A 20,079-nucleotide genomic window follows, 5' to 3' on the forward strand; every position below is an offset into this window, starting at 1 on the left:
CGTGGACTTTTTCAATCTTCAACCCGACGAATGGCAGGCTCTGACCCTGACCTTGAGAGTCGCCGCAGCCGCGCTTCTGGTGACACTGCCCCTTGCGATTCTGGTTGCCTACATTCTGGCCCGCTACCGGTTTCCGGGGCATGGTTTCGTCAATGCCCTTGTGCATTTGCCGCTTGTTCTTCCACCTGTTGTCACCGGATACGTGCTGCTGCTGACATTCGGGCGAAAGGGGCCGATCGGTGTTTTTCTCGACAATCTCTTCGGGATCAGTTTTGCGTTCAACTGGACCGGTGCCGCACTCGCTGCAAGTGTCATGTCATTTCCGCTGATCGTGCGCCCGATCCGTCTGTCCTTCGAGGCCGTGGATCCCAAGCTTGAGGACGCCGCCAGGTCGCTCGGTGCACACCGGTTTGTCGGGTTTCTGACCGTGACACTGCCTCTTGCGCTGCCCGGCATACTGGGTGGTGCGATTCTCGGATTTGCAAAGGCAATGGGGGAATTCGGCGCAACGATTACGTTTGTCTCCAACATCCCGGGGGAAACCCGCACACTGGCGCTTGCTCTCTACACAGCGACCCAGACACCCAGTGGCGATCTTGCAGCCTTCAGGTTGACACTGATAGCCGTTGTCGTCGCCTTTGCGGCATTGATCGCGTCGGAACTGCTTGCGCGCCGTCTGCAGACGCGGCTGGGAGGCGGCAATGCTTGAGGTCGACATATCAGGCAAGGTCGGCGCTCTTGAGTTCCAGGCGCAATTTGAAAGCGAAGGCGGGGTAACCTCGCTGTTCGGACAATCCGGTGCAGGCAAGACGACCCTCACCAACATGATCGCGGGGCTTGTCAAACCGGACAGGGGCCGGATCGCGCTCGACGGCACAGTCCTGTTTGATGCCGCCAAGGGGATAAATCTGCCGGTTCAGCGGCGGTGCATCGGTCATGTCTTTCAGGATGCACGCTTGTTTCCGCATTTGAGTGTCAAATCGAACCTCACATATGCGCGCTGGGCAGGTGGCAGGTCCGGCAGTCGAGATTTCAACGAAGTTGTCGAACTGCTGGGATTGTCCACGCTGCTCGGACGCAAGCCGGAAACATTGTCCGGCGGGGAGAAACAGCGTGTTGCGATTGGTCGCGCGCTTTTGTCAAATCCGCACCTCCTCATCATGGATGAACCGCTGGCAAGTCTCGATCAGGCACGGCGCAACGATATTTTGCCATATCTGGACAGGCTCTGCGTTGATGCAGGTATCCCGATCCTCTATGTCAGCCATTCCATTGAGGAAGTCGCCCGGCTTTCCAGCACGCTGGTGATCCTTTCCGAAGGTCGCACACCAGCCTATGGTCCTGTCGCCGAGATGCTGACGAGAACCGACCTTGGTCGGGCGACAGGTCGTCATGAGGCTGGAGCGCTTGTGCATGGCAATGTGACCGATATCGACGCAAACTGGGGCCTGACCTTTGTCGATATTGGCGGTGCGGTGCTTCAGATACCGGATCTTCCGGCCGAGGCCGGTGACACGGTAAGGCTTCGTATTCGCGCGCGTGATGTCGCCCTGGCCGTGGAGCCGCCGAAGGGTTTGTCGATCCGCAACGCCTTCCAGGCGAGAATAACCAGCATTTCCGAAGAATCGGGTCCCTATGCGGAAATCCTGTGCGCGCTTGAAGATCAAACGATCCGTGCGCGTATCACGCGCGCTTCCGTTGCAGACCTTGAATTGTATGCCGGCAAGGAGGTGACTGTGCTGGTTAAGAGCGTTGCCATTGATCGCCGCCAACGCAACCTGGTCTAGAACTCGCGCGAAAAAAATGCCGGCCGATTTTCAAACAGGCTCCCGAGCGACCCTCAAATCGGCACTATTGACTGGTTTGGTCAATTTCACGGCAGAATTTCCTGCAGTATACTGGTGAGATGATACGCAGACCAAAGCGCCTGACATGGCGCAAGCTTAAATTCGGGATCGGAGCCGGTCTGGTTTTAGCCACCCTGGTAGTCGTGTGGCTGACGGGTTTGGCCAGCCTGCGGATCACACTTGCTGAAGCCGAAACACGTGCCGCGGCCAATCTCGCCGTTCAGACCGCAGCCCTGGAACGGCTCCTGGACAAGTTCCGTCTTCTGTCACCGCTTCTGGCCCGGGGCCCGGAAGTTGCGCGCTTCTATTATTCGGAAAACTTGAACACGGAGCCGGGTATTGCAGCAATCGCCGCAGGCATGTCCGGAGCGGAAGAAGTCTGGCTGATGGATGCGTCCGGCAAAGTGATCGTCTCCAGCCAGGACAGCGTTCCCGTCAATGCAATCGGTGATGCATCCACCATCCCACATGCCTTCAGACAGGCAAAACAGGGTCAGCTGGGGCGGGAACTGATCCCGGGCACACCGGAGACGCCTTCGAACTATGTATTTGCCTCTCCGCTGCGCAGAGGAGAGACCTTCCTTGGGGTTCTTGCTGTTCGTGTGAGCCTGGATGATGTCGAGCAGGCCTGGGCTTTGAGCAAGGACCCGATCCTGGCGCTGGACGACGGAAGGGTCGTTGTCTCCAACGTGCCGGCGCTGCGCGGAATGATGGTGGACAGGCTTGACCCGAGCTGGAACGTTGCGGACCTTTCTCTCGCTGGACGACTGCATCTTCTTTTGCCGGCTGCCAGTGCGGCGAGCACCCACATGCAATTGACGTCCAATCTTCCGGTTCTGGATTGGCAGATCCGGACTCTTGTCGACATCGGCGATGCGCGCCGGCAGTCCGGTTGGGCAATGCTCGTCGCTTTGCTGGTATGCGTGATTGCCGCCGGCGGCATCTGGTTTCTGATCACGCGCCGTGAGGAATTCGTTCGTGAAGAACGACGCAATCGCGCATCTGCACTCAGGCTGGAAAGGCGCGTCCAGAGCCGGACGGCGGAGCTGCGCCGCGCCAACGCGCACCTGGAGCGGGAGGTGAGTGAGCGCCAGCAGGCCGAGGCCAATCTGCGTCAGACGCAGGCGGAGCTGGTCCAGGCTGCGAAGCTGGCAACGCTGGGTCGGATGTCGGCTGCGCTCAGCCACGAGTACAATCAGCCGCTTGCTGCCATAAGGTCGGATGCCGAAATTGCCGAAATGTTGATCGACAGGGGCAGGGCCGAAGAAGCACGAGGAAACCTGACGCGGATCGGTGGCATGGTGAAACGGATGGGTGAAATCGCCAAGACCCTGAAGGGGTTCACGCGCAAGTCGGGTACCGACATCAAACCGGTTTCGCTTCGCCAGGTCATTGATGAGGCCATGCTGCTGCTTCGTCCGCAGATCAAGCAAAGCGGTTTTGTACTGTCTTTGGACTTGCCGGATGAGGACATAATCGTGAAGGGCGGACGTATTCGTCTGGAGCAGGTGGTCATCAACCTGCTGTCCAATGCGCTCGATGCCGTGCAGGCGAGCCCGGCGCCGCTGATCAGCCTCTCGCTCATCCGGGAGGGCGACGAAGCGGTGCTTGAAGTCACGGACAATGGTACCGGTATCGATGAAGAGGTTCTGCCCCAGATTTTCGACCCGTTTTATACGACCAAGGATGTCGGTTCGGGGCTCGGTCTGGGCTTGTCGATTGCCTACAAAATCGTCCATGACTTCTCCGGGTCGCTCAAAGCGGCGAATCGGGAGGGCGGCGGTGCTGTCTTCACCATGCGCCTTCCGGTGGCGGATGAGCGCGTGCTGGCAGCGGAATAGGAAAAATGGATCAGGCAACGGTTCTGTTGATCGACGATGAGGAAGCGCTTCGGGGTTCCCTGAGCCAGGGGCTGGAACTGACAGGTCAGGACGTCTTTGCTTCCGGAAGGCCGGAAAGTGCACTTGAGCGCATCAACCGGGACTTCTACGGCGTCCTGGTGACCGATATCCGCATGCCGGGGACCGACGGATTTCAGGTGATGAAAAACGCCTTTGAAATCGATCCGGCGCTCCCTGTTGTACTGATTACCGGACATGGTGACGTACCGCTTGCGGTCGAGGCGATGCGCGCAGGCGCGTACGATTTCCTTGAAAAACCGTTCTCCGTTGCACATCTCGCCTCTGTGGTGGAACGCGCACTGGACAAGCGCCGGCTGGTTCTTGAGAACAGGAAGCTGCGCGAGGATCTGGCGGACAGAACCGGGCTTGAAAGCCGCCTGGTCGGGCGCACACCGGCGATGGATCTGCTGCGCAAAAACGTGATGGCGCTTGCTGCGACAGACGCCGACATTCTGATTCTGGGAGAGACAGGATCAGGCAAGGAGGTGGTTGCACGGGCACTCCACGATGAAGGACCTCGCAAGGACAAGCCCTTCGTTGCGCTGAACTGCGGCGCTTTGCCGGCCGAGATCATCGAATCGGAACTGTTTGGCCACGAGAAAGGCGCCTTTACCGGTGCCAGCGGACAAAGGATCGGCAAGCTTGAACACGCCCATGGCGGCACGGTCTTTCTCGACGAGATCGAATCCATGCCCCTGGAACTTCAGGTCAAACTGCTGCGGGTCATAGAAACGCGAACCATCGAGCGGCTTGGCTCCAACAAGGCGATTGAACTGGATGTTCGTTTCGTTGCCGCGACAAAGGAAGACCTGGAAGCCGCCGGCAAGGCAGGTCGTTTCCGGCTGGATCTCTTTTATCGCCTCAATGTCGTCAACGTCGAGATCCCGCCGCTGCGCGACCGTATCGAGGATATACCGCTGTTGTTCCGGCATCTGGCCGTCGAGGCCAGGGCGCGCTACCGTCGGGAAATTCCCGACATCGGCGAGCTTTACCTTGCCGACCTGATAGCACGCGATTGGCCGGGTAACGTTCGGGAGTTGCGAAACGTGGCCGACCGGTTCGTGCTTGGGCTTGAACAGCAATCCGATCCTCAGTCTTCCAACGGCTCCAGTCTGTTCGAACAGATCGCGACTTACGAGCGTGCGCTTATTGCGGCTGAACTCAAGCGCAACGGCGGCGTGATCAAACCGACTTATGAAAATCTGGGTCTTTCGCGAAAGGCACTTTACGAAAAGATGCGTAAATACGGACTTGGAAAAGACGAGATCGACGCTGTCTGACGGTTACCCGGTTTTTTTCAGCCTGTTCGTCACAATGGGGACTGTCCGTTCGTCAAAGGAGTGTTACTCCCGTAAACTTCTCCAGGAAGACACCAATGACGACTGCCAATCCAATCAACTATCAGGACTTCATCCCTTCGGTACTTCAGCGGTTTGTGGCCGCCAGCGGAGAGATCGGCAAGTCCGACCTTGATCCTAAACTGCATCACCTGCTGGATCTCAGGGCATCTCAGATCAATCAGTGCGCCTATTGCGTAAAGATGCATAACAAGGAGGCCCTGGATGATGGCGAAAGCCAGGAACGTCTGCAGCGCCTGACCGTCTGGCGGCATGTCGAGGATTTCACGCCTGCGGAAAAGGCCGCATTGGCCTGGACTGAAGCCTTGACGAACCTTGATCCGAAGACGGACTATTCCGTTCTCAGAGCCGATCTGCGCTCCCACTTCTCCGACGGTGAAATCAGCGCGATCACATCTTCGGTGGCGATGATCAATCTCTGGAATCGGATACAGGTCTCGAACCACTGATGCGGCGATGATGTCCAGAAACGATTTCTTTGAACAGGCGCGGCCACGTCTGCTCGGCCTGGCCTATCGGATGCTCGGCTCCATGGCCGACGCCGAGGATGCGGTTCAGGATACCTTTGTCAAATGGCAGAGCGTGGACGGAAACACGGTTTCAAATCCTGAAGCCTTTCTGACCACGATTTGCACAAATCGTTGCCTGGATTATCTCAAGGCTGCTCACAGGAAACGGGTCGACTATGTCGGCCCGTGGATTCCCGAGCCGCTTCAGACCGATGCCGGTTCCGATCCGGAAACCGATCTGGAGCGGGCTCAATCGTTGACGACGGCTTTTCTCATGCTGCTGGAAAGGCTGACGCCAAAGGAAAGGGCGGCTTATCTGCTTCGGGAAGTGTTCGGAAAACCTTATCCGGAAGTCGCCGACACGCTGCAGATGAGCGAAGCCGGATGCCGTCAACTGGTCTCGCGCGCGGGCCGGTTTGTCCGGTCGCATTCTTCAAGGTCTGTTCCCACTCCTGACCAGCAAAGTGCTCTCCTCAAGGCATTCATGTCTGCGCTTGCAACAGGATCGACGGACAAATTGGCGGCGCTTCTGGCGGACTCTGTTCAGCTTCGGACGGATGGAGGTGGAAAGGCCACCGCGATAACCCGCACGCTCCAGGGATCGGATGTCGTTTCCAAATACATCGCCAAAATCCTCAGCCGCTTGTGGACGGAAGACCGGACTGTCGAGATTGAAATCAACGGATTGCGAGGTCTGGTCGAGTACGACGGTGCGCGTATTGTGACTGCGACGACGTTGGGATTTGACACGTCCGGACTGGTCGACCAGGTGTTCATGATCCGAAACCCCGAAAAGCTTGCACGACTTGAAAATCGCATTCACCACGATGCGAAAAGCGGCGCTCTTTGGCGCTGAGTAATGTGTCGGTTTCGACACATTGGACGCATCGCATGTGTCAGGTGCCACCCATTTTCGACAAGATGACCTTCCCGGCGACCGGAATTTTTGAAAGCACCCGCCGAAATCCTGTCGTTTTACCCAGGAACTCAAAGTTGGCACACGCCTTGCGAATAAGCGCAGGACCAGCCTCTGTGCTGTCCGGCCAAGCAAATGGCCGCCTTACCAAAATGTCTGGGAGGACATCCGATGAAAAAATTTGTAATCGCCGCTGCTGCTGCGGCTTCCTTTGCCATGACATCCGCTGCCCAGGCGGCCGATGAATGCGGCGACGGCGAAGTTGTCATCAAGTTCAGCCACGTGGTTTCGGCCCAGGGTCACCCGAAAGGTGAGATGGCAACCGCGCTTGCCAACCGGATCAACACCGAGATGGATGGCAAGGCCTGCATGCAGGTGTTCCCGTCTTCACAGCTGTTTGACGACAACAAGGTGATGGAAGCCCTGCTTCTTGGCGATGTTCAGCTTGCAGCACCGTCCCTGTCGAAATTCGAGTCCTACACGCTGAAATACCGCGTCTTCGACCTGCCGTTCCTGTTCACCAACATGGACGCCGTGACCACCTTCACCAAGGGCGAAAAGGGTCAGGAACTTCTGGGCGCCATGTCCGACTACGGTTTTGTCGGTCTTGGTTATGTCTTCAACGGTCTGAAGCAGTTCTCTGCCAACAAGCCGCTTCTGGTTCCAAGCGACGCCAAGGGTCTGAAGTTCCGCGTGCAGACGTCCGACGTGGCGGTCGCCATGATCGAAGCCATGGGTGCAAATGCGCAGAAACTGGCCTTCAAGGAAGTCTACGGTGCGCTGCAGACCGGAGTTGTCGACGGGCAGGAAAACACCTGGTCCAACATCTACACCAAGAAGTTCTTCGAAGTTCAGGACGGCACCACGGAAACCAACCACCAGCTGCTGACCTATCTGGCCGTGACCTCCCAGGAATGGCTGGACAGCCTGGAAGCGGATACCCGTGACCAGTTCCTGACTATCTTCAACGAAGTCTCCGACGAATACAACGCGCGCGCAGCGGAGATCAACGAAGCCAACAAGCAGAAGATCATCGAAAACAAGGGTGTTGTTCGCCAGCTGACACCTGAGCAGCGTGACGAATGGGTCAACACCATGAAGCCGGTTTGGGACCAGTTCCGCGACGACATCGGTCAGGATGTCATCGACGCGGCCGTCTCTTCAAACAAGGCAAGCTAAGACTTCGTGGTCTGACGGGATGGGCTCGCTTGGCGAGCCCATCTTCTGACGCAATCAATTTCAAAATTTCATGCGGCGCGCTTCTGGCGCGCAAGGCCGGTGCGGCAGCGCGCCGGCATTGGGGAGGCTGTCATGTCCCGTGTCGGACGGTTTGTCGATTCCTTGGAGGAAAACATCCTCGCCTTGATTCTGGCGTTGATGACCATCGTAACCTTCAGTCAGGTGGTCGCCCGTTATGGCTTCAATTCAGGCTGGACCGGAGCGCTCGAATTCACACGTGTCCTGTTCGCCTGGCTGATCCTGTTCGGAATGAGCTACGGCATCAAGATCGGTGCCCATCTCGGGGTTGATGCGGTGATCAACCTGTTGCCGAAACCGATGTTCAGGCTGGCGGCTCTGCTCGGCGCGGCGTTGACGGTACTTTATGCCCTGCTTCTGTTTGACGCGACCTGGTTCGGGGCCTTGTTCGGGCTTGAAAACAAAGGCTCGTCGGGTGGTGCGTTCGCTTATGTCGCAAAGTTCTACAAGTTGCCCATCGGCATGGAAGACCTGAAATGGCCGGTCTTCATTCAGGAATGGTTCGACGTCAAGGAACGTGTTCCGCGCTGGATACCCTACGTCATACTGCCGGTTGGTCTCCTGTTGCTGGCCTTCCGGGCTGCGCAGGCATTCGTGCTCATCCTCATGGGTAAAAAAGACGCCATCATCGCTGCCCACGAGGCAGAAGACCTGGTGGCGGAAAACAAAGACGTGCTGAAGGACTAGGGCCCGATGGAAACCGCATTTCTCTTCATTTTCCTGTTCGGCTTCCTGTTCCTCGGGGTACCGATCGCCATTTCGCTCGGCCTGTCCGCCGTGCTCTACATTGCGCTCTTCAGCCACGATTCGATGAGTTCGGTTGCCGTGCAGCTGTTCAATGCCTCGCAGAACTTCACGTTGCTGGCGATCCCGTTCTTCATCCTTGCCTCCAGCTTCATGTCGACCGGCGGTGTTGCAAGGCGGATCATTCGCTTTTCGATCGACGCTGTCGGGTGGATTCGCGGAGGCCTAGCCATTGCGGCTGTCTTTGCGTGCATGCTCTTTGCAGCGCTCTCCGGTTCGTCACCGGCCACCGTTGTCGCTATTGGCACAATCGCCATCGCCGGCATGCGTCAGGCCGGCTACACGAAGGAATTTGCCGCCGGCGTCATCGCCAATGCGGGCACGCTCGGCATTTTGATCCCGCCATCGATTGTGATGGTGGTCTATGCGGCCGCAACGAACGTTTCTGTCGGCAGAATGTTCTTTGCAGGTGTCATTCCCGGTCTCATTGCCGGCCTGATGCTGATGACGGCGATCTACATCATGGCCCGGATAAAAAAATTGCCGGCGCAGCCATGGGCGGGATCCAAGGAGCTTTGGAGCTCATTGTCTCAAGCAGCTGTCGGCCTCTTCCTGATGGTCATCATCCTCGGTGGAATTTATCTGGGTATCTTCACACCGACCGAGGCTGCTGCCGTGGCTGCCGTTTATGCCGGATTGATCGCGCTTTTTGTCTATCGGGACATGGGGCCGCTTTCCGGGATCGGCTGGATCAATGACGGCGACAGTCCGCTTGCCCTGACGGGGTTCAAGGCAATTACCTACGCGTTCGTTGCCATGCTCACCTGGTCCGCCATTGCAAAACTTGCGACCGAGCGCGCCTTCTTCGGTCTCGACAGCATCATTGTGCTGATTGCTGCCCTGGTCGCCTACCCGTTGCTCAGGGGCGGTCTTAGCCCTGCTGCGCTGCCGGCTGCCTATGGTGCAGGCGGCAAGGTCTGGGGCCGCAATCTCGGACTCATTGCCTGGAAGTTCTTCCCGGCTATGGTCCACAAGGACACCAAGAAGGTACTGACGGATTCGTCGAAGACGACCATCATGTTGATGTTCATCATCGTCAACGCGCTCCTGTTTGCTCACACACTTACCGCCGAGCAGATACCGCAGGTGATCACTGACTGGATGGTCGAGGCCGGGTTCAACTGGTTCACCTTCCTGCTGGCGGTCAACATCATCCTGCTGATTGGCGGACAGTTCATGGAACCGTCCGGCCTGTTGCTGATCGTGGCTCCGGTCGTCTTTCCGATTGGACTGGAGCTCGGCGTTGATCCGATCCATCTCGGTATCCTGATGGTGGTGAATATGGAAATCGGCATGATCACGCCGCCGATCGGACTGAACCTGTTCGTGACATCAGGGATTACCGGCATGAGTCTGGTTCAGGTGGTAAAGGCAGCCGCGCCCTTTGTGCTGGTGCTTCTGCTGTTCCTCGTCATCGTGACCTATGTGCCGGCGCTTTCGACGTTCCTGCCCTACTACTTCATGGGGCCGGAGATCATCACGCGATAGGGTCCGGGACACCAATACGCACAGACGGCCGGGCCATGTCCGGCCGTTTCTGTTTTTGATCATCGAGATGCTCTGGTTGACAGACGGAAATTGCCGTTCATTCTTTTCGGCATGACAGGAGCCTCCGATGACGAACGACAGCGACCCCTTTTCCGGTTTTTCCGATATCGTGACCCGCGCCGAGGACCTTGAGGAAATCACGGGCGAACCGCTGCCGCAGATCATTCACAAGGAGATTCCCGCGCTGGACTCCATCTGCCGGGACTTCATTTCACACGCGCCGTTCTGCTTTCTTGCGACGGCAAATCCGGATGGATATCTCGATGTGTCCCCGAGAGGTGATCCCGCCGGATTTGTGAAGGTCCTTGATGAAACCACGCTGGCGATCCCCGACAGGCCCGGAAACAGGCGTTTGGATACGTTCCACAATGTCCTGAAGGACCCGAGGGTCGGCGTTCTCTTCATAATACCGGGCAGAGGTGAAACGCTTCGAATTCGCGGGGAAGCCAGGATCGTCAGGGACCGCGATCTGATTGCGTCGATGGCAATCAACGGGCGCGAACCGAAGCTCGCACTCGTGATTCATGTGAAGAGCGCCTTCATGCACTGCCCCAAATGCGTTTTCCGGTCAAACATCTGGCAGCCGGAAAAGTGGCCGGACACGACCGGACTGGCTGACATGAACGAAGCCATGGTCAAGCATGCCAGGATCGCCATGAATCCCGACGAATGGTTTGAATCTCTCAAGCAGAAGGGTGAACTCGAACTCTGGTAGAAGACCGGAGCACTTGGTCCATCAAGGCGTACGACAAAAAAAGCCGGCCCAACGGACCGGCTTGGGATTGGGTTCTCCCCAAATTATCAGACGATGCTGCCGAGCTTCATCGCGACACTCATGTCGCCTTCGACCTGCATCTTGCCACCCATGAAAGCGCTTGTCGGGTTCAACTCGCCCGACAGGAGATCGGCGAGATCTTCCGCAGAAATCTTGATCGTGCAATCGGCGTCGCCATCATCATTGCTGACATCCGAGCCCTGAAGAAAAATGACGCCGTCACCGCCCATGTCGAACTTGACGCTTTCTTCAATTCCACCGCCGGCGACTTTTTCGCGGACACCTTCCGTGAGCTGTTCCAAGGACATGAGTTGTCTCCTATCTGAATCTGGCAGCTGTCATTCGTTGCCTTCTTGATGTATGACCTTTACGTAATCGTCAAGTGGCAATTTCAACTGATCGTCTTCGTCTGAATAGTATTCTTGTATCCTGCCCGTGGCATACCTACGTAGGAACATTTGAAGCTGTTTGTTTTCAGGGTGGACGAAGCGACGGAGGTTTTCTGCCGATTGGTGGTCTCCATCAGTTTTTGGTCCAAAAATCCCGAAAATGTCTTCGTGGTCCATATCGATGGCCCAGAGTCCGAGCGCATTCGCAAAATTGTCCGTCGAATGGAGTCGGACATGTCCGGTGTAGAGTTCAACCGCTTCGCATTGTTTGAAGGTAGCGCCGACGCCGACGCAGCTCAGTGCAATCTCTTCAATATGTTTATCAACCCATTTCTCGAGTTGACCGAGGACAGTCATGTCGGCCTGAGTCAGCCGAGTTTCTTCGGGGAGCCAGTCTTTAGCGTGCTCGCTCCGGGCCAATGACAGCCCGTTATATTTTTCTGCTGATTCTGCGTATCTGTCGAGGTTCTGGTTTGAGCTCAATGCGCACGCGACAAAATGTGAGAGAAAAAAGTAAGCCTCAAGACAGGTGTCTTGGTCATGTTCGCTTGCGATTTTCCAGATCCAGGGTAAAGCCGCGTAAGAAACTGGGTATAGTGTGTCCTGATGATGGAGCTCCTCCCAGAAAAGCGCTTTGGCAGCCTCGTCATCCCATTTGATTGCAAGCGAGGTCAGTACCCCTGCAACATCCGAAATGCCGTATGGTCCATACAGACGCATCCAGATTGGGTCTTTTATTGGGACAAAAACCAACCAAGATCCTCATTACGTTGTACGTTCAGTTTGGTGAGCAAACGATCATTGTCATCCCGGCCAAGTGTAACGTGAGCAGCGACCCGGTATTCGGCAAACCTTCAGTTTAAAGGCTCGAATCAGCAGCTTACTGGATCCCTAGATAATCAAGGACAACAAAGGACCTAGTGATTGTCCCGTGGCAAGCCTCTTGTGTGAGCAACGTCCTGGTACTTGACCGCCGGTTCCAGCACCATTCCCTTGTCGAACTGGCCAACCATGCCGCGCTGGATCTCCTGCCACGGCGTTTGGCTGTCGGCAACCTGGAAACCGCCCGATGCCTCGAGGTCCTTGCGGCGCTGTGCCAGCTCCTCGTCAGAAATCAGGATATCGGCGGTTCCCTTGTTGAGGTCGATGCGCACCCGGTCACCGGTCTTGAGCAATGCAAGACCACCCATCGCCGCCGCTTCGGGCGACGCATTCAGGATGGACGGTGATCCGGACGTGCCGGACTGGCGGCCGTCGCCAATGCAGGGAAGCTCCGTGATGCCACGTTTGATCAGGGCTGCAGGTGGCTGCATGTTGACGACCTCCGCCCCACCGGGATAGCCGACCGGTCCGGTGCCGCGAATGAAGAGCATGCAGTTCTCGTCGATCTCCAGGTCCGGATCGTCAAGCCTGTGGTGATAGTCCTCCGGCCCTTCAAAGACGATGGCGCGACCCTCGAAGGCTTCAGGGTCATCCGGATTGGAAAGATAGCGGCTCCGGAATTCCTTGGAAATCACGCTGGTCTTCATGATGGCACTGTCGAACAGATTGCCCTTGAGATTGATGAACCCGGCCCGGTCCATCATCGGGGCATCGAATGATTTGATCACGTCGGGAAGGTCGGTGACGATGCCCTCACAGTTCTCGGCGATTGTTTTGCCGTTCGCGGTGACCGCATCGGGATGGGGAAGCCTGCCGTGGCGCAGCAACTCGGCAACGACAGCCGGTACGCCGCCTGCATGAAAATAGTCTTCGCCGAGATACTCACCGGCTGGCTGCAGGTTGACCAGAAGCGGTACATCGTGACCAACTTTCTGCCAGTCGTCATTGTCCAGTTCGACACCGACATGGCGGGCAACACCGTTCAGGTGGATCGGGGCATTGGTGGATCCGCCGATCGCCGAGTTGATCACAATGGCGTTTTCAAACGCTTCCCGTGTCATGATATCTGAGGGTTTCTGGTCCTCGTGAACCATGTCGACTATGCGTTTGCCGGTTTCGTATGAAATCGCGCCGCGTTCGCGGTAGGGCGCGGGTATCGCGGCGGCTCCTGGCAACTGCATGCCGAGCGCTTCCGCAAGAGAATTCATTGTCGTTGCGGTGCCCATCGTGTTGCAGTAGCCCACCGAAGGAGCCGCTGAAGCGACAAGGTCCATGAACCCGGCATAGTCGATTTCCCCGGCTGCCATCATCTGGCGGGCTTTCCAGACGATTGTGCCTGACCCTGTCCGCTCGCCCTTGTACCAGCCGTTCAGCATCGGACCGACGGAAAGTGCGATTGCCGGGACGTTCACGGTCGCTGCCGCCATCAGGCAGGCCGGTGTGGTCTTGTCGCAGCCGATTGTCAGAACGACGCCGTCAATCGGATAGCCATAAAGAAGTTCAACCAGGCCCAGATAGGCCAGATTCCGGTCGAGTGCCGCCGTTGGACGCTTGCCCGTTTCCTGAATCGGATGAACGGGAAATTCGAAAGCAATGCCGCCTTGGTCGCGGATGCCTTCCCGGACCCGCTTTGCCAGTTCCAGGTGGTGTCGGTTGCAGGGCGAGAGGTCCGACCCGGTCTGGGCGATGCCGATGATCGGCTTGCCGGATTGCAGTTCTTCCCGGGTAATGCCGAAATTGAGGTAACGCTCGATGTAAAGCGCTGTCATGCCGGGATTATCCGGATTGTCGAACCACGCCGCTGACCGCAGCTTCGGCTGTTTCTTGTCGCTCATCGCGCCTCTTCCCTCAATCTTTTCAAGATATAAGGCAGGATAAACACCACGCTTCGGGCGCTGTAAAGGCAATGTCTGTTCAATATGGTCTCATCATATGAGACTCTTTGGTTCAAAGCCGGCCGATTTGGCGACCTCCAATGCCGACACGCGCAAAGCCCAGGAGGATTACCAGACAAACACCAAACAGCAGCGGGGTCGCGTGGACCGGCACCACGGTTGACGCTCCGCACAGGCCGCCAAGCACCCAAAGTCCAACAATCAGTTTTCTGGCGCGACCTGCGAGCACCTCTCTGCGCATCGCGAGGGCCTTGAGCGCAGGAAACGCCCCGATTTCGTCTGTATTGCTGACGGCAATCGGATGCGGTTCGTCGGGCGAATTCGGGGCCTTTGATGTGCAGGCGTAGAGCTCCAGAGAGCTTCGGTCCTGCGACAGGGTCAGAAACAGCGATGTGCCGTTGCCGGAAACCAGTGCGGAAGCTGCCTGGGCCGTTGTCGCGGTCTGCGTTTCATCCGGACATTCAAGCCCGAGCATATCAGCAAGTGCCATGCGCGTTTTGGAGCCGTCATTGGTGAAGAGCCAGGGTGTCAAACCTTCGGCACGCATGGCCATCCCGGCGGCACCTGCATCTTGCCTGAGGGTACCTTCAAGCCCGAGGACACCGACCACACGCCCGCCGACCGCGACCCGCAAAACGGTTTTGCCATCTGCCTCGAGCGACCTTGCAATGGCATCGGCCGTAAAACTGTCGATCTTGAGCTGCTTCAATAGTTCCGTCGTGCCGATCACGACAGTCTGGCCGCCAAGGAGGGCAACCACGCCAATTCCGTGTGTCGGTTCGAAACGGTCGGGTGTCTTCAGAGGCACGCGCCACTGGCTAGCGAGTTGACGCAAGGCCAAGGCAACCGGATGGCTTGATTGCGCCTCTGCGGAAGCCGCGACTGCAAGCAGGGTTCTTGGCTCGTTGTCGAATGCCATCACATTGGTCACCATCAGGTCCGGTCCTGACATCAGGGCTGTCTTGTCGATGACAATGTCGCCGGCGCGGCCGATTGCGGTAAGAGCGGCTGGAGCCAGATCTCGTGCACCGGCGGCAAGCGCACCCTTTTGGAAAACCTTGTCAGCAAAGGCATTGATGCCGTCGACCAGAAATGGCCACGAGAGCAGCAGGGCTGCCGAGACTGCGACCGGAAACCGAAGTGGATCAAATGCGAGCCAGAGGCCGCCGGCGCCGACCGACAGCACGATCGAACCAACCGCTTCGCGAATTCCCGAAAGATCGCCCCGAGGGGGCAGGATTGAGACGCCGAGCGTTCGCAGCAGCACCATGAAAGCGGCGGAAACAGCGGGAACATTTGCATTGCCGGCCGGGTTTCCTGAGGCGAGAAGGATCGTGGTCGAGGCCAGGAGCAGCGTGCTGAGCAGGATCGTGAGAAAGGTCAATGCACCGCCAAACCGGCCATTCAAGGAATAGGTGAGGGAAAAGAACGAGAATATCGAAGCAAAAATGCTGAAAAATAGGGCGCTGTAAATTCCGAAAAAATGAACAATGCCTAGAGGAAAGTAGGTGATCACGTTGATTTCTATTAATGCGAGTACCAGGAAAAAGACCGAAACAACAATAGATGCATACCAAGTTATTGTATTGAAGGATTTATTGGCCATGGTTCGACGATCTCGTGACTTTGTGTTTCTTGATGCATCCGAAAATTGCGTGGTCCGAGCCACTCAGACTGAAACCCGGAGACACGCCTGAGCATGTGCAGCCGAACGCTCGAACACAACGTAGAGAGATCAAAGAAACGGCAGATTGGAATACGTCTGTTCAAGGAATAGTCACTATTGCCGATGTTTTATGCGTATGAGCACTTGCCAGAATCAAGTGTTTCGGAGATTTTGATTTGCATATTCAAAAGGGGCTTGCTCAATTTAAGAGCTCAAATAGACATTATACTTAAAGTTGTGAAATACGACATAGTAGTGCAGTTGCAGGGAGAGCAGTTTTGCTCTCCCTGTTTGCTTTTTAAGGCTTGGTCGCCGAAGAAGTGATTTAAGAAAGTATCGGCCGCATGCCGTTTGGTCTTTGCATGATGTCAAATTGCCTGCGGCTTTATTTGCAAGCGCTCTGAAAGGTGGACTGGTGCGGCAATTCTTGCCTGGTTCCCACTTGTCTGTGGCTATTTGTTTCGGACAACAGGGAATCGGCACACCGATAGGAGTCAATACCGCGACTCGCCGGACTGACAATAAATTTCGCTTCCCGGTTTCTTCGAAGCTTGCTCGCTGGCCCGGTCGGTGAAACCGGAAACCAGCGTTTATCCAGTGCGAAAGCTTTCAGACTGTTTCCAGATTGGCCCGTGACAGCAATTCCAGGGACGGCATCAGATCCAGGAGTTCGCGTGTGTAGGGATGCTTTGGATGTTCAAATAGCTCGTCGCAATCGGAAACCTCGCACAGTTCGCCGTTCCGCATCACGCCGATCCGGTTGCACATCTGGCGAATGACCGCGAGGTCATGGCTGATGAACAGCATGGTCAGGCCGAGTTCTTGCTGAAGATCCTTCAGAAGATTGAGTATCTGTGCCTGGATGGAGACATCGAGTGCCGATGTCGGCTCGTCGCAGATCAGGAACCTTGGCCGGGTCGCAAGCGCACGTGCGATGGAGATGCGTTGACGCTGACCACCGGAAAATTCATGCGGAAACTTCTGGCCGGCCTGCGCACCCAATCCGACATGGTCCAGCAGGTCGTCGACGATCTGTCGGACTTCCGCGTTGCTGGAGGCCAGTTTGTGGAACTTGATCGGTTCGGCGATGATATCGCGCACCCGCATGCGGGCATTGAGCGACGAAAACGGATCCTGGAAAATCATCTGCATCTGGCGCCGCATCGCCAGCACATCCTTGCGGTTCGTCAACGATGTGAGTTCTGTTTTGCCAAACAGGATGGAACCGCCGGTGGGATGATAAAGCCCCGTGATCAGGCGCGCGATGGTCGACTTCCCGGAACCGCTCTCGCCGACGACACCGAAGGTTTCGCCCTGCTCGATGTCGAAACTGACTTTCTTGACCGCCTGGAAGTATTTCCTTTGCGACGGAAAAATTGAGCCGCGAACCTCGAAACGCATATCGAGGTCGCGAATCTGAACCAGAGGACCGGCGACCTGTTCGTAATCGCGGGACTTGCCCAGCCAATGGGTCGAGATATCGATATGTTTCTGCGGCGTGCCGGCTTTCTCGATGTAGTTGACCACAGGAAAACGGTCTACTTTGACATCCGGACGCGGAACGGCGGAAATCAGACTTTGCGTATAGGGGTGTTTTGGTGCGCCGAGCACCTGGGTTGTCTCGCCGTATTCGACCAGATCGCCGTGATACATCACCGCAACGTGATCGGTTATGTCGGCGATCACACCCATGTCGTGCGTGATCACGAGCATTGCCACGTTGCGCTCCTCGCAGAGTTTTTTCATCAGCTCGAGAATCTGAGCCTGTATGGAAACGTCGAGGGCGGTGGTCGGCTCGTCGGCAATGACAAGCTCGGGTTCGGCGCAAAGAGCGAGTGCAATGACGACTCGCTGGCGCATCCCGCCCGAAAACTGGTGCGGGTATTGTTTGATACGTTCTTCCGGGTCGGGAATGCCGACCGAATCGATCAGCTCCACGGCCCGTTTCTGGGCATCTTTCGCAGAAAGCGGAAGATGGGTACGGATCGTTTCGACCAACTGGGATTCGACCGTCTGCAGCGGATCCAGCGAGGTCAGCGGATCCTGAAAGATCATGCCGATCTTGCGCCCTCGAAGCAGGCGTTTTTCCTTGTAAGACAGATTATCGATGCGTTTGCCGTGCAGGAAGATTTCGCCACCCGCGATATGTCCCGGTTCCTGAAGCAGTCCGATGACGGCGTTGCCTACGGTCGACTTGCCGGCACCCGATTCGCCGACCACACCGAGGACCTTGCCCGCCTCGACACTCATATCGACATCGTCTACCGCCACAAAGACTGACTTGCGGCTGGGGAATTCGACCGTGAGATCCTTGATATCCAGAACGTTCATGATGCCCTCACCGCAATTTCGGGTTCAGGGCATCGCGCAGCCAGTCGCCCAGAAGGTTGACGTTCAGGACCAGCAGCGCGAGCGCCAGACCGGGGAAAATCGCGATCCACCATTCACCGGAATAAAGGAAGTCGTTGCCCACCGCGATCAGGGTTCCAAGCGAAGGCTGGGTGGGTGGCATGCCAACCCCGAGGAACGAAAGTGTCGCTTCGGTGACGATGGCAAGCGCCAGATTGATCGTCGCAATCACCATTACAGGTCCCATCACATTCGGCAGGATATGCCGCGCCATGATGATGACCGAAGGGATGCCGATGACGCGGGCTGCCTGGACATATTCCTTGTTCTTTTCCACCATGGTGGAGCCGCGCACCGTGCGCGCATATTGCACCCAGAACGACAGAGCCAATGACACGATAAGGATGTAGAAGGCAAATATCTCACGGTCCACACCACCGAAGATTCCGGCCGCGATACCATCGATCAGCAGCGCAATCAGGATCGCCGGGAAGGTCAATTGTACGTCGGCAATCCGCATGATGACGGTATCGACACGCCCACCCATGTAGCCGGCGACAAGTCCGAGCGTGATGCCGATAACGGCAGCGGCGACAACCGAGCAAAACCCGACAATCAGCGAAATCCGCATGCCGTAAAAAATACCGGAGAGTAGGTCTCTGCCCTGATCATCGGTTCCCAGCAGGAAACGTGGGTCGGCGTATTCCATCCAGACGGGTGGAACCCGAGCATCCAGGATCGAAATGGACGCCAGGTCGAACGGGTTGTGGGGTGCGACCCAGGGTGCCAGGAAGGCGAGCATGAACAGGATGAAGGTCCCAATGGCAGCAACCACCGTGACCTTGGAGCGCAGGAACGAATGGAACATGTCGCTGTCGAAAACCTTCGACAGGCGTCCCGGCGCCACCTGATGACCAGATCGGTCCTGGACGGCGGCCTTGGCTTCTTCGTTGGAGACGTAGGGCATGAGTGGCTGTCCCCTTATGGCCGGCCGACGCGCAGGCGCGGGTCGATATAGAAGTAGAGAATGTCGACAATGAAGTTGATCGCGACGAAAAGGAAAGCGGTCAGCAGCAGGTAGGCCGACATGATCGGAATGTCGACGTTCTGCACTGCCTGCAAGAACATCAGTCCCATTCCCGGCCAATTGAAGACTGTTTCGGTTATCGTGGCGAAGGCGATGATCGCCCCGAGCTGAAGGCCGGTGATCGTGATTACCGGAACAAGCGTGTTCTTCAGGGCGTGACGGAAGTTGACCAGCCGGTCCGGCAACCCGCGCGCCCGAGCGAACTTGATATAGTCGGTCCGGATCACTTCCAGCATCTCGGCGCGAATGAGGCGCATGATCAGGGTCATCTGGTAGAGGCCGAGCGTGATCGAAGGCAGGATCAGCGCCTTGAGGCCGGAGATCGTCAGAAATCCGGTCGTCCACCAGGAACCGATCTGCACGGTGTCACCGCGCCCGAAGCTCGGCAGCCACTGCAGCGTTACGGAAAACAGGAAAATGAGCAGGATGCCGATGAAGAAGGTCGGCAGGGAGATTCCGATGAGCGACACGGACAGAAAGAACTTTGATACCGGCGATTCTCGATTGAGGCCGGCATAGATCCCCATCGGAATACCCACCACAAGAGCGAACAGTGCCGATGTGAAACTGAGCTCAAGCGTTGCCGGAATGCGTTTGGCAAAGAGTTCCGAGACCGGCTGGCGGAACTGGTATGAGGTGCCGAAGTCGAACTGGGCCGCGTTGGTTACAAAACGCAGGAACTGGACAGGGATCGGATCGTTGAGACCGAGACGTTCGCGAAGGGCTTCACGCTCTTCGATCGACGTTTCGATCCCGACCATCTGGTTGATCGGATCACCCACAAAACGGAACATGGTGAAGGCAAGCAGGGCCACCACCAGCATGACAATCATCGCCTGGATCAGGCGGCGCGTCGCAAAACCAATCATTTCGGCTCTTTAGGGTCTGGCATGAAA

17 protein-coding genes are annotated in these 20,079 nt (G+C 56.9%); 10 read left to right on the forward strand and 7 right to left on the reverse strand.

The window, feature by feature from the left end; translation table 11 throughout:
• The first annotated feature begins 1 nt into the window (after position 1).
• The 10 genes from modB to ACO6TI_RS05430 all read left to right on the forward strand — a co-directional run bounded on the left by modB (position 2) and on the right by ACO6TI_RS05430 (position 10,855).
• The gene (gene modB / locus ACO6TI_RS05385; RefSeq protein ID WP_104703125.1) at positions 2-709 is read left to right on the forward strand and encodes a molybdate ABC transporter permease subunit; all 708 of its coding nucleotides are present in this window, start codon (positions 2-4) and stop codon (positions 707-709) included.
• Positions 702-1,787 (forward strand): molybdenum ABC transporter ATP-binding protein, encoded by a 1,086-nt coding sequence (gene modC, locus ACO6TI_RS05390; protein WP_422384494.1) that lies wholly within the window; start codon positions 702-704, stop codon positions 1,785-1,787. Before modB ends, modC begins: the two co-directional genes overlap by 8 nt.
• A 119-nt stretch (positions 1,788-1,906) precedes the next feature.
• Positions 1,907-3,688, forward strand: a complete 1,782-nt coding sequence (locus tag ACO6TI_RS05395) for a sensor histidine kinase (protein WP_422384495.1) — start codon at positions 1,907-1,909, stop codon at positions 3,686-3,688.
• Positions 3,689-3,693: 5 nt separating this feature from the next.
• Positions 3,694-5,028, forward strand: a complete 1,335-nt coding sequence (locus ACO6TI_RS05400) for a sigma-54-dependent transcriptional regulator (protein WP_422384496.1) — start codon at positions 3,694-3,696, stop codon at positions 5,026-5,028.
• A 95-nt stretch (positions 5,029-5,123) separates the two neighbouring features.
• Positions 5,124-5,555 carry a carboxymuconolactone decarboxylase family protein gene (locus tag ACO6TI_RS05405; protein ID WP_055115447.1) on the forward strand — a complete coding sequence of 144 codons (432 nt, stop codon included), beginning with the start codon at positions 5,124-5,126 and terminating at the stop codon, positions 5,553-5,555.
• A gap of 7 nt (positions 5,556-5,562) precedes the next feature.
• On the forward strand, positions 5,563-6,471 hold the full coding sequence (gene sigJ / locus ACO6TI_RS05410; protein ID WP_104703120.1) for an RNA polymerase sigma factor SigJ: 909 nt from the start codon (positions 5,563-5,565) through the stop codon (positions 6,469-6,471).
• Positions 6,472-6,702: 231 nt separating this feature from the next.
• Complete coding sequence (locus ACO6TI_RS05415) at positions 6,703-7,710, forward strand: DctP family TRAP transporter solute-binding subunit (protein WP_029063305.1); 1,008 nt, start codon at positions 6,703-6,705, stop codon at positions 7,708-7,710.
• Positions 7,711-7,842: 132 nt separating this feature from the next.
• Entirely contained in the window at positions 7,843-8,475 is a 633-nt protein-coding gene (locus tag ACO6TI_RS05420; protein WP_029063304.1) for a TRAP transporter small permease, read from the forward strand.
• Between the two features lie 6 nt (positions 8,476-8,481).
• A complete protein-coding gene (locus tag ACO6TI_RS05425; protein WP_029063303.1) occupies positions 8,482-10,080 on the forward strand; it encodes a TRAP transporter large permease in 1,599 nt (532 codons plus the stop codon).
• Between the two features lie 127 nt (positions 10,081-10,207).
• The gene (locus tag ACO6TI_RS05430) at positions 10,208-10,855 is read left to right on the forward strand and encodes an MSMEG_1061 family FMN-dependent PPOX-type flavoprotein (protein WP_350184707.1); all 648 of its coding nucleotides are present in this window, start codon (positions 10,208-10,210) and stop codon (positions 10,853-10,855) included.
• A gap of 86 nt (positions 10,856-10,941) precedes the next feature.
• Here the strand turns inward: ACO6TI_RS05430 and ACO6TI_RS05435 are convergent, their stop codons facing one another.
• The 7 genes from ACO6TI_RS05435 to ACO6TI_RS05465 form a co-directional block, all read right to left on the reverse strand.
• Positions 10,942-11,223 carry an SCP2 sterol-binding domain-containing protein gene (locus ACO6TI_RS05435; RefSeq protein ID WP_196878032.1) on the reverse strand — a complete coding sequence of 94 codons (282 nt, stop codon included), beginning with the start codon at positions 11,221-11,223 and terminating at the stop codon, positions 10,942-10,944.
• Between the two features lie 30 nt (positions 11,224-11,253).
• Positions 11,254-12,024, reverse strand: coding sequence for a hypothetical protein (locus ACO6TI_RS05440; protein WP_422384497.1), 771 nt, complete (start codon positions 12,022-12,024; stop codon positions 11,254-11,256).
• 197 nt (positions 12,025-12,221) lie between these two features.
• Entirely contained in the window at positions 12,222-14,021 is a 1,800-nt protein-coding gene (locus ACO6TI_RS05445) for an IlvD/Edd family dehydratase (RefSeq protein ID WP_055115453.1), read from the reverse strand.
• A gap of 112 nt (positions 14,022-14,133) precedes the next feature.
• Positions 14,134-15,465 carry an HAD family hydrolase gene (locus tag ACO6TI_RS05450; protein WP_422384498.1) on the reverse strand — a complete coding sequence of 444 codons (1,332 nt, stop codon included), beginning with the start codon at positions 15,463-15,465 and terminating at the stop codon, positions 14,134-14,136.
• Positions 15,466-16,356: 891 nt separating this feature from the next.
• Positions 16,357-18,078 (reverse strand): ABC transporter ATP-binding protein, encoded by a 1,722-nt coding sequence (locus ACO6TI_RS05455; protein WP_055115455.1) that lies wholly within the window; start codon positions 18,076-18,078, stop codon positions 16,357-16,359.
• A 7-nt stretch (positions 18,079-18,085) separates the two neighbouring features.
• The gene (locus ACO6TI_RS05460; protein WP_186009627.1) at positions 18,086-19,063 is read right to left on the reverse strand and encodes an ABC transporter permease; all 978 of its coding nucleotides are present in this window, start codon (positions 19,061-19,063) and stop codon (positions 18,086-18,088) included.
• Between the two features lie 14 nt (positions 19,064-19,077).
• A complete protein-coding gene (locus ACO6TI_RS05465; RefSeq protein WP_055115457.1) occupies positions 19,078-20,052 on the reverse strand; it encodes an ABC transporter permease in 975 nt (324 codons plus the stop codon).
• Between the last annotated feature and the right edge of the window lie 27 nt (positions 20,053-20,079).

This window comes from Roseibium album (genome assembly GCF_965233825.1).
Lineage (GTDB): Bacteria > Pseudomonadota > Alphaproteobacteria > Rhizobiales > Stappiaceae > Roseibium > Roseibium album.